Raw genomic sequence first — 12,804 nt, 5'->3', positions numbered from 1 at the left:
GAGCAACTATGCTTAATTAATCAACAGGTATAAAAGAAAAAAATGGAATTCAAATCACTTAATAATATCGAGACCTCCTTCAGACAGATACGGCTCTATGCCTTTGTCTTTGCCATCGTATGTGTGGCAGTGAGCGTCTATGCCCTCTATGCCTCGTACAGCTTCGCCAAGGAGCAGCGGGAGAAAATCTATGTGCTTGACCAGGGAAAGTCACTCATGCTTGCCCTTAGTCAGGATGCAAGTCGTAACCGTCCCGTAGAGGCAAGAGAACACGTGCGTCGTTTCCATGAGCTCTTCTTCACCATTGCGCCCGACAAGGACGCCATTGAGAAGAATATGGAACGTGCCTTCGTTCTGTGTGACAAGTCGGCTTTCAACTATTACAAAGACTTGGCAGAGAAGGGGTATTATAACCGTGCCATATCGGGTAATGTCAATCAGCGCATAGAGGTGGACTCTATCCACTGCAACTTTAATACTTACCCTTATGCCGTAACGACTTATGCACGGGAGTTTATCGTCCGTCAGAGTAATGTTACAGAGCGTAGTCTCATAACAACCTGCACGCTGCAGAACTCAGTCCGTTCGGATAACAACCCACAAGGTTTCCTGATGGAGAACTTCCTCGTTAAGGAGAACAGAGACATACAGACCTATAAACGATAAGGCTATGGCAAGGAAAAGAAACTTTTTACTCTCACGTCAATATCTGCGCTTTCACCTATGGCTCCGCCATCGTTGTGAAAGGCTCACGATAAGGCAGCGTAAGGGAATCGTCTATGGGCTGAGTTTCATCTATCTGCTCTGCTCGCTTTGGATGATAGCGCAGTTTTTCCTTCCTCCAAAGAAGGAAAAACTACCCATCCCCACGGGAAAGCTGACGGACAGTCCGATACAGACGGACAGTACTTTACAAGAGTCACACGGTAATTTTTACCTACAACATCATCAAACAATCAAAGAAAATGGATAATAAACAGAAAGAACAAATGAAGAAAGGCTTAGTCTTCGGAGGACTGGGACTGCTGTTTGCCCTCTCGATGTGGTTTATCTTCGCACCTTCGGGCAAGGATAAGACCGCTGCGGAGCAGGGACTCAATGACAGCATCCCGCAGGCAACGACGGAAAAGCTCACCGAAAACAAGCTCAAAGCCTACGAATTAGGTGATAAGGCACACGAGGAGGAACAGACCCGCGAGGAGATGGGCAGACTATCGGACTATTTTGCACAGAACACTGCTCCATCTGAGGAGCAGCGTGCAGAGACAGCTGCTTCTACGGCAAAGATAGAAAACTCCATGCATCGCTATGAGGAGAATAATCGGCTCTTGAACTCCTTTTACGCTCCCGACCCACACGAGCAGGAACGTGAGGCTTTGCGTTCGGAGATAGACAACCTCAAAAAAGAGCTATCCCAAAAGGATAGTAGGGAGGACAATGAAGAGAAACGACAGCTTGCTCTGATGGAAAAGAGCTATCAGATGGCAGCGAAGTATCTCCCTAAAGCATCAACTCCACCTACCTTCAATAATAGTCTGACGGCAGGAAAGGAGAAGACGGAAGACACTGAAGGTGGCTCTGAAGCCGCTAAGGGCAAGACCATGCAGAATGAAAAGCCTGCAATGGAGGTGCTGCCGGAGCGTAGGCAGTTAGTATCTTCACTTGACCAACCTATGAGCGATGTGTATTTTATGGAGGAATACGGCAAAAAGGCTCGCAACTTGGGTTTCCATTCGCTAACAAGTACGGCTGCACCCACGATGCGCAACACGCTCAAAGTGGTGGTGGACAGAACGACCACGCTCAAGGAGGGCGACAATGTGGTGCTTCGTCTGCTTGAAAGTGCCAAGGTGCAGGGACTGCGCATTCCACGTCAAAGCCGACTCATAGCCATTGCTAAGATTGAGGGCAACCGTATGCACCTGCTCATTAAGAGTATTGAGGTTGGTGGGCATATCATAGCCGTCAAGCTCTCGGCATACGACACAGACGGACAGGAGGGTGTGTATATACCTGGTTCGGAGGACATCAATGCACTTAAAGAAGTCGGGGCGAATATCGGCGGTTCTATGGGGACCTCCTTTACCTTCGCTTCCTCTGCTAAGGACCAGATTATCTCCGAGGCAGCTCGTGGGGTGATGCAGGGAGCAAGTCAGCTGCTTCAGAAGAAGCTGCGCACCATCAAGGTAACACTCAAAGGTGGCTACCGCCTTTTCTTGGTTCAGTCCAAATGAAACAATCGAAAATGATAAGTAAAAAATAACATCAAATCAATAGCAACAATGAAGAAAATTATTTTATCAATGGCTATGCTTGCCATGGTGGGAGCAACAGCCACAGCACAGGAAAACAATGATGGTCTGACACCAAGCCGTCCGCTTACTTCGGGAGAGCTCTTTCAAGGTATGAGCCGTGCCATTCCAACGGGGCGTGTCGTTCTGCCGTATGGTCTTGACGTTACCTTTGACAAGACCGTGCATCTTATCTTCCCTTCTGCCATCCGCTATGTAGACTTAGGTTCGCAGAACATCATTGCAGGTAAAGCGGAGGATGCAGAGAACGTGCTACGTGTAAAGGCTTCAGTGAAGGACTTTGAGACGGAAACCAACATGAGCGTGATTTGTGAAGACGGCTCATTTTACGCTTTTAATGTAAAATATGCCGATGAGCCGGAGAAGCTCAGCATAGAGATGAAGGATTTTCTCTCTACAACAGAAGGTAGACTGCCAAGCAACCGCTCTGACATTTACTTTAAGGAACTTGGCAACGAGTCGCCCATATTAGTAAAGCTGATGATGCAGACTATCTATCAGAACGACAAGCGTACCATCAAGCATATCGGTGCACAGCAGTTCGGTATGAAGTTCCTGCTTCGTGGCTTGTACGCCCATAACGGCTTGCTGTATTTCCACATTCGTATGGAAAACGGCACGAATATGCCGTACTCAGTGGACTTCATCACGTTCAAGGTGGTTGATAAGAAGGTGGCAAAGCGTACCGCCATACAAGAGCAGGTGATGCAGCCGCTTCGTGCCTATCATCAGGTGATGCAGGTGCGTGGCATGGGTAGTGAACACACTGTGTTTGCGCTCGAACAGTTCTCTCTTGCAGAAGACAAGCAGCTTGAAGTGACGCTCTATGAAAGAAATGGCGGTCGTATGCTGACTTTTTATGTAACGGCAGAGGACCTGCAGATAGCAAAGAAGATTGATAACCTCAAACTGAAATGGTAGACATTATGAAGAAGAAAATCATTTTATCGGTTTGTGCAGCGGTGGCAATGGCTTTTAGTCTGCCGTCGCACGCCCAACGGCTGATACCCAAACAGAAAGGGATAGAAGTCATGGGCAGCGTTCCCCTTGTCAAAGGAGAAAAGTTCTTTGCCAAGGATAACTTCGGTGTTAGTGTATCACTTACCCGTTACTTGAAACGAGAGAACTACTCCTTTGTAAGAGTTGAGTATGAACAGCAGAATATGCCGTATAGGGATTATGGCATAAAACTCAAAGATGCGCTTTTGCAGGTAGGCTATATGCACCCTGTTCTCTCCGACAGAGGTAAGAACGTGTTTCTCTATGGTGGCATATCCGTATTAGGTGGTTATGAGGAAATCAACGAGGATCAGAAGCTGCTGCCCGATGGAGCAACACTACTTGACCGCTCACGCTTCGTCTATGGCGGTGCCGTGTATGGCTCGTTGGAAGTATTCCTTACGGACAGGGTTCTCTTTCTTGTAAAGGCGCAGGGACGCTTCCTCTTTGGAACGGACGTGCATCGTTTCCGTCCTGCGCTATCAGCAGGACTTAGGTTTAATATTTAATAGAAAAGAAACATGAAAAAGAAGATATTAAGTTCGATATGGGTAATGGGCGTACTTGCCCTTGCCGTGTTTTGTCTATCTGCTTGTGATAGGAATTTGGATGTTCAGCAGTCTTATCCGTTTATGGTGGAAACAATGCCGGTTCAGAAAGGCATCATAAAGGGACAGACGGCAGAGATACGCTGCACGCTCAAGCGAGGGGGCGACTTTGCTGACACACGCTACACCATCCGATACTTCCAGCCCGACGGCAAGGGAACACTGAAAATGGATGATAGAATAGTATTCAAGCCCAACGACCGCTATCCGCTCACAAAGGACGTCTTCCGTCTGTACTACACCTCGCTGTCCACCGACCGCCAGACGATTGACGTGTACGTGGAGGACAGTTTCGGTCAGATGCAGCAACTGACTTTCAGTTTCAACAATGAAAAGGCGGAGGAAAAGGGAAAGACCACCGCAGTAGTAACCAAAGCTTTGAACGATGCGAACAGCTAAACGCTTTGCTTTATTCTGTATAATGTGCTTGCTCTGTCAGCCGATCCTTGCCCAGCGCAGGGTACGGTTGGCAGACTTACCTCCTTTTGAGCGCGCCGTATCGGTCGTGAAATACTTCGAGGGACTACACAGAGAGAGTTGCTATCCGTATGTCGGATATGGGCATCAGTTGCAACCGGGCGAGCATTTCTCTTCCAATATGACGGAACGGCAGGCGGACTCCCTGCTCCGTGCCGACCTTTGGAAATGCTTTGAACACTTCAAAGGATATGGCAAGGATGCCTTGCTGCTTACCTTGCTTGCCTATAATGTGGGTGTGGGAAGGTTGCTCGGATATGGTAAGCACCCCAAGAGCCGATTGCTGAAAAAGATAGAGGCAGGGGACAGAAACATCTATCCGGAGTATGTCTCGTTCTGCCGATACAAGGGTAAGATCTTGAAAGGATTGGTTAAACGGAGACAAGTGGAGTATGCCTTGTTCTTTATCCCTTGATTTTCCAATCAATCTTCCTTGTCTGTTTAATCAACTTGCGAGTGAGTTCTATTCTATTCCCGTTTTTTCGTATTTGTCACTATGAATGAGTAAATTTGTGAAAATTTTAATTAATGAGAAAATGGCTACACTTCATATAATTGGCAATGGCTTTGACATTCATCATGGCATAGCTTCTTTGTATAGTAATTTTAGAGAATATGCATGGAGACATTCTGGCTTAGATGGGTATTGGATAGGGTTGTTAGAAACTTGTTATCCAACGAGGAATAAAGAAAATGGAGAGCTAGAACTATGGTGTGATCTTGAACGTGCTTTAGGGAATATTGATTTTCAGAATGCATTTGATGAATCGACAGAAGATATTGAATTAGAGGAAGACCATGAAATGCGGTTTCAAGCTCAGATGGAGGATGCCCCCAAACACCACATAGAAATGATGTTCGAGGCTTTCCATGGTATATTTGAAGAGTGGGTTAATCAAATAGATATAGATGCTCAGCCTGTAGTCTTGCCACATTTTGACAGAAATGGCATGTTTCTATCTTTCAACTATACCGAAACATTGGAGACTCTTTACAGAATTCCAAAAGCACAAATCAATTATATACATGGAAGGCGAAACTGTAATCAAAGATTAGTTGTTGGGCATATGAACAACCTTAATGGAAATGATTTCCTTTCAGAAGATCCAATGATTTATGAATATGAGGCATACGATAATATTGCTGAAGTCGTAAATGAGCAGCAGAAAAATATTTCTGAAATAATTTGCAACAATGCTAAGTACTGGAGCAGTTTAACCAATATAGATAAAATCGTCATTTACGGACACTCTTTATCTGATATTGATTTAGACTATTTTATAGAGATAGCTAATCATGTCACTTCAGATGCTCATTGGTTCTTTTCCATTTATTATAATAATCCACAAGAGCGTGACAAAGAAATTTTGAGAGTTAAAAACTTTATCTCGAAGTTAAAGCTTGATGTTTCAAATTGCCAAACGTTTACTCTGTAATTAAACCTATAATGCAATTCTTGCGACTTTCTTTTGCTTCTTTGCTTTGGTCGCCTGCTCGTTCAAAGACAAAGAAAAGAAGCCACGCAAATTTTCGGTTTGCGTGGCTCTTGGTCTTATTCAAGATGCTGTTTCTATACCTTCGTTATTCTGTCTATTCGCTTGTTTGGGTGTCTGTCAAATGCCCAGTTTATCTCATCATCGGGCAGGGTGCTGTGAATACTTCCACCCATGACCAACCCACAATCTTGCAGGACTTTTTGCCGTGCATCTTCCTTGCTCTCTGCAACAACATCGAATACGCCATCGAAAACATATTGCGTATATACCAAAAATCTCTGTTTCATCTTCGCAATCTTAAAATTCAACCTTTAATAATCTGTGTTCCTTTGGCTCTCCATTGGATAATCTGCGGTGTTTAAGCCAAAAGTGATGTGTGCCATAGCCGTATGCAAAGAACTTATCAAGTTCTGTTTCTTCGGCTATTTTGTTGATAGTCGACCTTAACTCCTCTTTGTTGTCGGATAGGGTTATCGCATTGATAACCCGAACAAGAATGGGAGGTATCTCATCCGACCAATTAAAAATGACGTTCTCTATCTCTGTTTTCATATCTCTGATAATTTAATGATTTATACTTTATGCCGTTGCCTTCATTCGTTGGCTGATTAGCCTGCGGTTGGCATTGACAAGGTTCACTATCTGTTCGTGATACTCCGTATTCTTGTTGCACACTCCACGACTTTGTACCACTTCCAAAGTTCGTAATGATACTTCTATTGTTTCTATCCGCTTGCCCTCAATGGTTGCCGATAGGATTAGTGAGTCCTCTTTAAGATAATATTCGTTGGAGAATACGCAATGATGCATTGATACACCTTCTTCCAAATGTTCCTGCACGCTCTCCAATACGTGGACTTGGATAGTGCCGTCCGTGAAATGGATACCGAAAAATTTGGATTTAAGTTCTTTGAAACGTTTTTCATCTTCCATTGCCTTCTTTTGCTTCTGTTCTATTTCTTCCCTTTCACGCACTTTGAGAAGTTCATTGTGTCTGCGGTCGTGTTCGCCTTTGAGGTTGGTGGGACAAAGAAACTTCGGGCTGTGTATGTCCTTGTTCAATCTGCGGAGCATATCCACATAGTCGCACCAAAGGGAAATATCCGTTATATCGTAGCCGTTACGGACTGCAATCTTATAGGACTGCCAATACTCGTCAAACGCTCTTCTTTTGCCAAGGAAATAGCGTAGGTGGTCTGTACGTCCCGACTTCATCAATGTTTCGGCACGGCTGTCAGAAAGCAATGCAGGAATGAGTGTTGTCGGGGGTATTTCGTGAAAATCATCCTTGAAACCATTTCTGCGGAGTGTGTCTGATACCTTGAACTTCGGATATATCTGCGAATAGGCTGCATATCGGTAGGCTTCGTTGTCGTTGCGGATTGCCATAGGTGCGCAATAGGAGAATGTATCAACGTATCTACCCAATACTCTCTGAACGGCAACAATCGTCTTTCGTCCTTGTGCGTTCCACCAATACTGACCGATTTCAAGCACATAGTGTCCTGCCTTGCAACCTTTCTCCATTTCAGCCACGAGGAGGAACATCCGCAACACTTGGTATTCTCCGCAAGCGGTAAGTGTTGTGAAATAGTGCTTCTGCTGCAATTTCCTTTGGAATGTTTCCTTGACCTGCAACTTTGCCCTGCAATGAGGGCAAGTGCAAGTTTCTCTATGTTTGTTCATTATCCAACTATGCCCACAATCCATACAAGTGGTGCGACCTTTTGGCAAGCGGTAGGCTAAGTGGTCTATGCACTCACGGAATGCCCACTTACTTTGTGTCTTGGTTATCGGGCATAGGTGCTTGCTTTGTTCAAAAACTGCCTTTTCAAATTTGTTTCTTGGTTTCATAGACTTAAAAATCGAATAGTGATGGTTGTACTTGGGTTGCTATGTTCTCGGTCTTTTTAACTCGTGCGTTACGGCTCTGTATCTTGGCAAGTTCCTCACGCTGATATTGCTTAATGGCTTCCTGCCTTGCTTCGGCTTTTTCTTCCTCTGTGAGTTCTACAATGTGATTAACGGCTACTTGGCAGGAAACAGCCTTGCCGACTTCTATATCGTCCTCATCATAGTAGTGAACAGCCATAGAGAAGATTTCATCATCATCAAAGCCGTTGCAACCGCTTTTCTGCACTTCATTAAGAATGTAGGTGATGCACTCCTCGATATTCTTGTTCGGTTTCATCAAGTTAGGGGCAAACAAGGGGTCTGTCATAGCACGCTGATTAAGATACTCGGCTATTGTCCGTGTGAAATGTTCTGTTCCTTTCATTGTCGTATATGTTTTGATGTTGTTAATACTTGGAAATTTCTACTATTTGATTGATACGCCCATATAGGTAGGCTCTTAGGCTTGTTCTGTCGGGTGCGTAATACTCTGTCCATTGTCCGTACTGATTGACAAGGTATTTCTTCAGTACATCAAAGAAGTCAAAGCGATAGCCTTGTAGGGGAACGGCTGTACGGAAATAGGTGTTTGAGTTTACCGCCTCACATAGCCAATTCTTTTCCTCACGGCTCATACACTCGCCACTATTGAGTTTCACACGCAGGAGATATACTTTGCTGTTACAAAGGCTCTCCAAAGGGGGAATGTCCCATTGTACAAACTTAATTGCCAACACTTGCTCACTTTTTTCAGCCACAGGGTTAATGCGGTAATGAGAGGAGGAGCTATATCCTTTTCTGTTCATCGAAGATGTTGTATTTACTTTTTGCTTATCCATAGCGACATTTTTTTTATGCGTCCAAAGATCGGAGTATGCTGATTCCTTTTTGTAGCAAAATAGAGGTAGCGGGGCGGGCTTGCACAAGGTTTTGTCGGAAAATACTACCCGTAGGTGTGGAGATTTTCCAGACAAACCAAGCGGCACAGACCTTTTGAAAGCCACAAGCCCCATACTACCTTTGCGGATAAAAAGGGAACAGCATCCGTCTTCTTCATTTCGCATATTGTGGAGCATTGGAAAGGAAGCGAAAGTGCAACGCCCATAGTGGGAAATAGAAAAGGTGGCTATCTCGAAATGTGAGATAACCACCTGATGAACGATAAATGAAAGTGTTTACAGATTCATCGTCGTGCTTCTCAAAGCACGTAAAGCAGGATGGCACAGACAATCGCCAGCCAGAAGAGAATGCTCAGCAACGTAAATGCCACTTTCAGAATTACCCTGACTATAAAGCGTAGTATCAGAAAACCTGCAATAACTGACACGACAGTTACGACCTGTGGCGTTACTATCTTCGAGATAAGCCAAATGGCACCGATAACGATGGAAAGCAGGAAGCCTAGTTCGATGAAGCGTGTCCAACCGAAGCGGCGGACTTGCTTGGGAGAAGTCGGCTGCTGCTTGTTCTTATCGGTTTTGTTCGATGCGTCTGCCTTGATGAAGGCAGGTGTGTGAACGATTTCGTTAAGCCGTGAGGACAATGGAAGCTCGCTTCTATTGTCTCGGCGAGAAATCGCACTTTTAAGAACGTCTTGATTCATGATGATTGTATTCATAATCGGAGCTTTTAATAGTTTCAAGAGCACCGGCAAGATGCTCTAACGACCCAAAGACAAGTGTTTGTAAAACTCTTGGCGTGTGGAGTGGAGCGTTTATCTTGGCTCTTGACACTACAAAAGCTCCAGATGGTGCTACATCAAGTCATGTTCTCACCGCCTATCGTTGGCAGACCATTGACCTCAATGAGCAGAACGATTGTTCCTGTCAATTCGGTGTAGAGTTTCTCATACTCTGGTGTTGCGCCAAAGTCGTCTGTCAGTTCATACTTGTCGAAAACGCTTTGCACAGCCTTATTCTTCAGAAGCATTGGTGTTAGTCTTTCAGGAAGAGGAGAAGGGAGTTCTTTCTCGAACTCATTCTCTAAGATAGAGACAAGCGTGTCGTACTTGGAAAAGTGCAAACCTTGGTATAAGACTTCACTTGCCATTGTCTCAGCTTCGGGATGCGAGAAGCCCTGTGCCACTGCATCGCAGTAGGTAGTAAGGGATTCGTCAGCTCTTGCCGTTATGAATGGTTTGTCACTTAGCATTTCGGGGAAATGCTCACTGAGGTAGTTCTCTAACTTCAAACGGAAGTAGGAAAGCTCTTTCTTTGTTGTTGTCATAATCTTCTTGGTTTAGGGTTGTACATTATTTTGAGTTGATGCCCATAGCAACATTGAACTTATCTAACTTGCCAGCCAGCTGTTCCATATCGTCTTCTATCTTCTTATTGGTAATACGGGCATAAATTTGTGTAGTTTTAATGTTGGTATGTCCCAACATCTTCGACACACTTTCCATAGGAACACCCTTGCTTAGCGACATGGTTGCAAACGTATGTCGGGCAAGATGGAAGGTCTGATTCTTCTTGATGCCACAAATGTCGGCAATTTCTTTCAAATATGCGTTGGTTTTCTGATTCGTTAGGATGGGAAATAGTTTGCCGTCCCGATAGGTCTTATGACTGTACTTGGCAATGATACTCTTGGGAATGTCAAGAAGTAACACATTTGTTTCCACGCTTGTTTTCTGCCTCTTGGTCATAATCCACAGCTTATCATCGAGCGTTACGATGTTGTCTGGTGTAAGGTTGGATACGTCGATATATGCCAGACCTGTGAAGCATGAAAAGATGAAAACATCCCTTACTAACTCCAAGCGTTGAATAGCAATTTCCTTGTTGGCTATCTTCATAATCTCCTCATCCGTGAGAAAACCTCGATTGACAGGCTCCAAGTGAAAACGATGATTGAGGAATGGGTCGTGAAGAAGATAGCCACGCTTTTGCGCATAGATGGTCACGGTTTTCAGTGCCTTCAATTTCTTGACTGATGTGTTATAGGCACACCCAGCCGCCGTACTCAGGTACAGTTCAAAGTCCTGTACTATAGATGGCGTGAACTCTGCCAGTCCAATATCTTTCTTCCCATACTTATAGATAAGGAATTCTGCGAAATGCCTTCTTAAAACGCTGTACTTTTGCAGGCTGTCCTTGCTGATGGTATGTCCGACACGCTGTCTGACATCTTCGTTGAACTTGTCGAATATCGGGAGAAAGGTCGTGTACTCCCTGTCTTTCCCGACAAAGAATGAGCGGATTTTATCCAATGACAAGGATTCATCATCCTCGAATTTGTGGTAAATGTTATTCAGCATTGTGGAAATGGAGTCCAATGCGGCATTAGCGGATAAGGCTTCTGCCGTCCGACCTTTGAGCCTGCTGGTAGTGTTATTCCACAGTGACTTGTCCACGAATATTTTCGTAGATCCGAAATTAGCCATCTCTCCGTTAAGGAATACTCGGAGCATTACAGGCGACTTTCCTTCTTTGTTCTCATAGTTTGAGCGTAGGTAGAAGGATACCTTGAAATTTGTTCTCATAATGCATCATTCTTTTATGTAGCACTCGGCTGCAAAGTTAATACTTAATACGTTGAAAAAGAAAGAGTTGATGCCGTCAATATGGTATTCAGAATACCGTCACTGCTACATTTTTTGCTACTGCAATTTTTGTGTAGCAGTTTATGTAGCAGAAATTGACCGAATGATGATTGTCAAAACATAGGGTTATGCCGTCAGGCGATAGAGGTATATACAAAGAAAAATCGTTGTAAAACCTTGATTTTACAACGATTAGCAAATTTTTGAAGGCTAAATTGACAACCCTTGTGAAGTCCTTTTGAAGCCTATTAGCGGAGAGAGAGGAAAATGAACTTTCGGGCATCACAAAATGATAACATATAATCAATGAAAGAGGTTTAAATATGAAAGCAAAGCATCATCAAAAGGACGACCAGAGAAAGGTAGAGTACAATCAGTCCAACGATAATACAAGAAAAGCTATCGAGCGAAGTTTTTTTGAGTGGAGCGATGGTATGCGTGTTATTCGTCAAGGCAAAGGAGAGGTTGCTATGACGGAGGGCGAATTGGCAAAGTTTTTCGGAGTTAGTTGGCAGAAAATTAATCATAAGGTCAGGCTTATAAAACAGACTATGTGCTTGAAGCCTTATGAGGTAGAAGCAGGTAATGCTACCAGCAGCATAAGTAAGCGGGGGGATAGCGTGGAGAGTTATGCGCCACTCTGCCCCTTGCCCATTATCATCGCCCTTTCCTTTCATCTTAACAGCGTAGAGGCAGGTATGTTTAGGAAATATCTCTGCCAAAGGCTGCAATCTTCTACGCCAACATTCATTTCTGTTATTGTTGATACAAGTGGCGTACAGGGTACAGGGGTGCTGAGTGGCAGTTATATATACTACTGATTATATTCTTTTTCTTTCACTGTTATATCTAACAATACTCTGTTAATAATCACATAATTGTTTGAAAATGAGCGAGTTGATTAACAAAATATAACTAAATAAATTTAGCTAAGTGTCTGATTTTCAGTACCTTTATAATTTATTCAAGACTTTAAAAGTATGATGATTTCAGAACCACTTAGCCAATATGAGGAGATCCTCAAGGATGCAATCCGTACATCAATGAAAGAATCTGGTGCAAAGTTAGCAAAAACTTTCCAGACTCTGCTCATCGAGATACTGACTTTATATATGATTCTACCCAGAAAGATAAACTTCACACAGATGGCTCGCTACGGCAAGCATGGCGAGCAGACCTATCGTCAGAATTTCAACCGCAAGAAGAAAGACTGCATCGATTGGCTTCTGTTGAACCTGTCTCTTGCAAGGCGTGTGTTGGACATGGATGGCTTACTTGCTATTGCCATAGACCCATGCTATATCAGCAAGGCCGGGAAGAAAACTCCTCATATCGGACGGTTCTGGTCGGGATGTGCAGGGGCGGTGAAGCACGGACTTGAAATCATGGGCATCGGCTTGCTGGATGTTGCCAACAACAAGTGCATGATGCTGCGTGCCCATCAGACAATAGGGAGTTCCGCGCTGAAGATAAGG

18 protein-coding genes are annotated in these 12,804 nt (G+C 44.2%); 10 read left to right on the top strand and 8 right to left on the bottom strand.

Annotated elements, in window-relative coordinates; translation table 11 throughout:
* The first annotated feature begins 42 nt into the window (after window positions 1-42).
* The 8 genes from traK to HMPREF9018_RS05400 all read left to right on the top strand — a co-directional run bounded on the left by traK (window position 43) and on the right by HMPREF9018_RS05400 (window position 5,832).
* Window positions 43-666: a conjugative transposon protein TraK gene (traK, locus tag HMPREF9018_RS05435; protein ID WP_008449132.1), complete on the top strand. Its 624-nt coding sequence runs from the start codon at window positions 43-45 to the stop codon at window positions 664-666.
* 4 nt (window positions 667-670) lie between these two features.
* Window positions 671-973 (top strand): hypothetical protein, encoded by a 303-nt coding sequence (locus HMPREF9018_RS05430; RefSeq protein ID WP_039864493.1) that lies wholly within the window; start codon window positions 671-673, stop codon window positions 971-973.
* Window positions 966-2,234, top strand: a complete 1,269-nt coding sequence (gene traM, locus HMPREF9018_RS05425) for a conjugative transposon protein TraM (protein ID WP_008449097.1) — start codon at window positions 966-968, stop codon at window positions 2,232-2,234. Before HMPREF9018_RS05430 ends, traM begins: the two co-directional genes overlap by 8 nt.
* Before the next feature lie 48 nt (window positions 2,235-2,282).
* A complete protein-coding gene (gene traN, locus HMPREF9018_RS05420; RefSeq protein ID WP_008449126.1) occupies window positions 2,283-3,233 on the top strand; it encodes a conjugative transposon protein TraN in 951 nt (316 codons plus the stop codon).
* Window positions 3,227-3,820, top strand: a complete 594-nt coding sequence (locus HMPREF9018_RS05415; RefSeq protein WP_008449113.1) for a conjugal transfer protein TraO — start codon at window positions 3,227-3,229, stop codon at window positions 3,818-3,820. The genes traN and HMPREF9018_RS05415 overlap by 7 nt, the downstream gene beginning before the upstream one ends.
* 12 nt (window positions 3,821-3,832) lie before the next feature.
* Window positions 3,833-4,318 carry a DUF3872 domain-containing protein gene (locus tag HMPREF9018_RS05410; protein WP_008449119.1) on the top strand — a complete coding sequence of 162 codons (486 nt, stop codon included), beginning with the start codon at window positions 3,833-3,835 and terminating at the stop codon, window positions 4,316-4,318.
* A complete protein-coding gene (locus tag HMPREF9018_RS05405) occupies window positions 4,305-4,811 on the top strand; it encodes a glycoside hydrolase family protein (RefSeq protein ID WP_008449124.1) in 507 nt (168 codons plus the stop codon). Before HMPREF9018_RS05410 ends, HMPREF9018_RS05405 begins: the two co-directional genes overlap by 14 nt.
* Before the next feature lie 97 nt (window positions 4,812-4,908).
* Entirely contained in the window at window positions 4,909-5,832 is a 924-nt protein-coding gene (locus HMPREF9018_RS05400; RefSeq protein WP_231551789.1) for a bacteriophage abortive infection AbiH family protein, read from the top strand.
* A 134-nt stretch (window positions 5,833-5,966) separates the two neighbouring features.
* On the opposite strand, the gene HMPREF9018_RS05395 is transcribed toward HMPREF9018_RS05400, so the two are convergent.
* From HMPREF9018_RS05395 to HMPREF9018_RS05360, 8 genes are all read right to left on the bottom strand, one after another.
* Window positions 5,967-6,179 (bottom strand): hypothetical protein, encoded by a 213-nt coding sequence (locus HMPREF9018_RS05395; RefSeq protein WP_036857221.1) that lies wholly within the window; start codon window positions 6,177-6,179, stop codon window positions 5,967-5,969.
* A gap of 10 nt (window positions 6,180-6,189) precedes the next feature.
* Entirely contained in the window at window positions 6,190-6,444 is a 255-nt protein-coding gene (locus HMPREF9018_RS05390) for a hypothetical protein (RefSeq protein WP_008449131.1), read from the bottom strand.
* 27 nt (window positions 6,445-6,471) lie between these two features.
* Window positions 6,472-7,746, bottom strand: a complete 1,275-nt coding sequence (locus HMPREF9018_RS05385) for a PcfJ domain-containing protein (protein WP_008449106.1) — start codon at window positions 7,744-7,746, stop codon at window positions 6,472-6,474.
* 4 nt (window positions 7,747-7,750) lie between these two features.
* Window positions 7,751-8,170, bottom strand: coding sequence for a PcfK-like family protein (locus tag HMPREF9018_RS05380; RefSeq protein ID WP_004348170.1), 420 nt, complete (start codon window positions 8,168-8,170; stop codon window positions 7,751-7,753).
* A 22-nt stretch (window positions 8,171-8,192) separates the two neighbouring features.
* Window positions 8,193-8,861 carry a hypothetical protein gene (locus HMPREF9018_RS05375; RefSeq protein ID WP_316909154.1) on the bottom strand — a complete coding sequence of 223 codons (669 nt, stop codon included), beginning with the start codon at window positions 8,859-8,861 and terminating at the stop codon, window positions 8,193-8,195.
* Window positions 8,862-8,983: 122 nt separating this feature from the next.
* The gene (locus tag HMPREF9018_RS05370; RefSeq protein WP_081452768.1) at window positions 8,984-9,403 is read right to left on the bottom strand and encodes a hypothetical protein; all 420 of its coding nucleotides are present in this window, start codon (window positions 9,401-9,403) and stop codon (window positions 8,984-8,986) included.
* Window positions 9,404-9,543: 140 nt separating this feature from the next.
* Window positions 9,544-10,011 (bottom strand): DUF1896 domain-containing protein, encoded by a 468-nt coding sequence (locus tag HMPREF9018_RS05365; RefSeq protein ID WP_008449137.1) that lies wholly within the window; start codon window positions 10,009-10,011, stop codon window positions 9,544-9,546.
* Between the two features lie 25 nt (window positions 10,012-10,036).
* Window positions 10,037-11,269, bottom strand: coding sequence for a site-specific integrase (locus HMPREF9018_RS05360; protein WP_008449122.1), 1,233 nt, complete (start codon window positions 11,267-11,269; stop codon window positions 10,037-10,039).
* Between the two features lie 383 nt (window positions 11,270-11,652).
* Between HMPREF9018_RS05360 and HMPREF9018_RS05355 the strand changes: the two genes are divergently transcribed.
* Together HMPREF9018_RS05355 and HMPREF9018_RS05350 are read left to right on the top strand one after the other, a co-directional pair.
* Window positions 11,653-12,150 (top strand): hypothetical protein, encoded by a 498-nt coding sequence (locus HMPREF9018_RS05355; RefSeq protein WP_008449115.1) that lies wholly within the window; start codon window positions 11,653-11,655, stop codon window positions 12,148-12,150.
* A 159-nt stretch (window positions 12,151-12,309) separates the two neighbouring features.
* Window positions 12,310-12,804: transposase (locus HMPREF9018_RS05350; protein ID WP_449421033.1), on the top strand; the 495-nt coding region annotated here is incomplete at its 3' end.

Source organism: Prevotella amnii CRIS 21A-A, assembly GCF_000177355.1.
Taxonomy (GTDB): domain Bacteria; phylum Bacteroidota; class Bacteroidia; order Bacteroidales; family Bacteroidaceae; genus Prevotella; species Prevotella amnii.
This window is presented reverse-complemented; position numbering and strand designations above follow the sequence as displayed.

Coding starts and splice junctions, on each gene's coding strand:
- HMPREF9018_RS05405 (WP_008449124.1), top strand. CDS start 4,305: ATGCGAACAGCTAAACGCTTTGCTTTATTCTGTATAATGTGCTTGCTC.
- HMPREF9018_RS05415 (WP_008449113.1), top strand. CDS start 3,227: ATGGTAGACATTATGAAGAAGAAAATCATTTTATCGGTTTGTGCAGCG.
- traN (WP_008449126.1), top strand. CDS start 2,283: ATGAAGAAAATTATTTTATCAATGGCTATGCTTGCCATGGTGGGAGCA.
- HMPREF9018_RS05410 (WP_008449119.1), top strand. CDS start 3,833: ATGAAAAAGAAGATATTAAGTTCGATATGGGTAATGGGCGTACTTGCC.
- HMPREF9018_RS05365 (WP_008449137.1), bottom strand. CDS start 10,011: ATGACAACAACAAAGAAAGAGCTTTCCTACTTCCGTTTGAAGTTAGAG.
- HMPREF9018_RS05380 (WP_004348170.1), bottom strand. CDS start 8,170: ATGAAAGGAACAGAACATTTCACACGGACAATAGCCGAGTATCTTAAT.
- HMPREF9018_RS05355 (WP_008449115.1), top strand. CDS start 11,653: ATGAAAGCAAAGCATCATCAAAAGGACGACCAGAGAAAGGTAGAGTAC.
- HMPREF9018_RS05395 (WP_036857221.1), bottom strand. CDS start 6,179: ATGAAACAGAGATTTTTGGTATATACGCAATATGTTTTCGATGGCGTA.
- traK (WP_008449132.1), top strand. CDS start 43: ATGGAATTCAAATCACTTAATAATATCGAGACCTCCTTCAGACAGATA.
- HMPREF9018_RS05370 (WP_081452768.1), bottom strand. CDS start 9,403: ATGAATACAATCATCATGAATCAAGACGTTCTTAAAAGTGCGATTTCT.
- HMPREF9018_RS05385 (WP_008449106.1), bottom strand. CDS start 7,746: ATGAAACCAAGAAACAAATTTGAAAAGGCAGTTTTTGAACAAAGCAAG.
- HMPREF9018_RS05390 (WP_008449131.1), bottom strand. CDS start 6,444: ATGAAAACAGAGATAGAGAACGTCATTTTTAATTGGTCGGATGAGATA.
- HMPREF9018_RS05360 (WP_008449122.1), bottom strand. CDS start 11,269: ATGAGAACAAATTTCAAGGTATCCTTCTACCTACGCTCAAACTATGAG.
- HMPREF9018_RS05430 (WP_039864493.1), top strand. CDS start 671: ATGGCAAGGAAAAGAAACTTTTTACTCTCACGTCAATATCTGCGCTTT.
- traM (WP_008449097.1), top strand. CDS start 966: ATGGATAATAAACAGAAAGAACAAATGAAGAAAGGCTTAGTCTTCGGA.
- HMPREF9018_RS05375 (WP_316909154.1), bottom strand. CDS start 8,861: ATGCTCCACAATATGCGAAATGAAGAAGACGGATGCTGTTCCCTTTTT.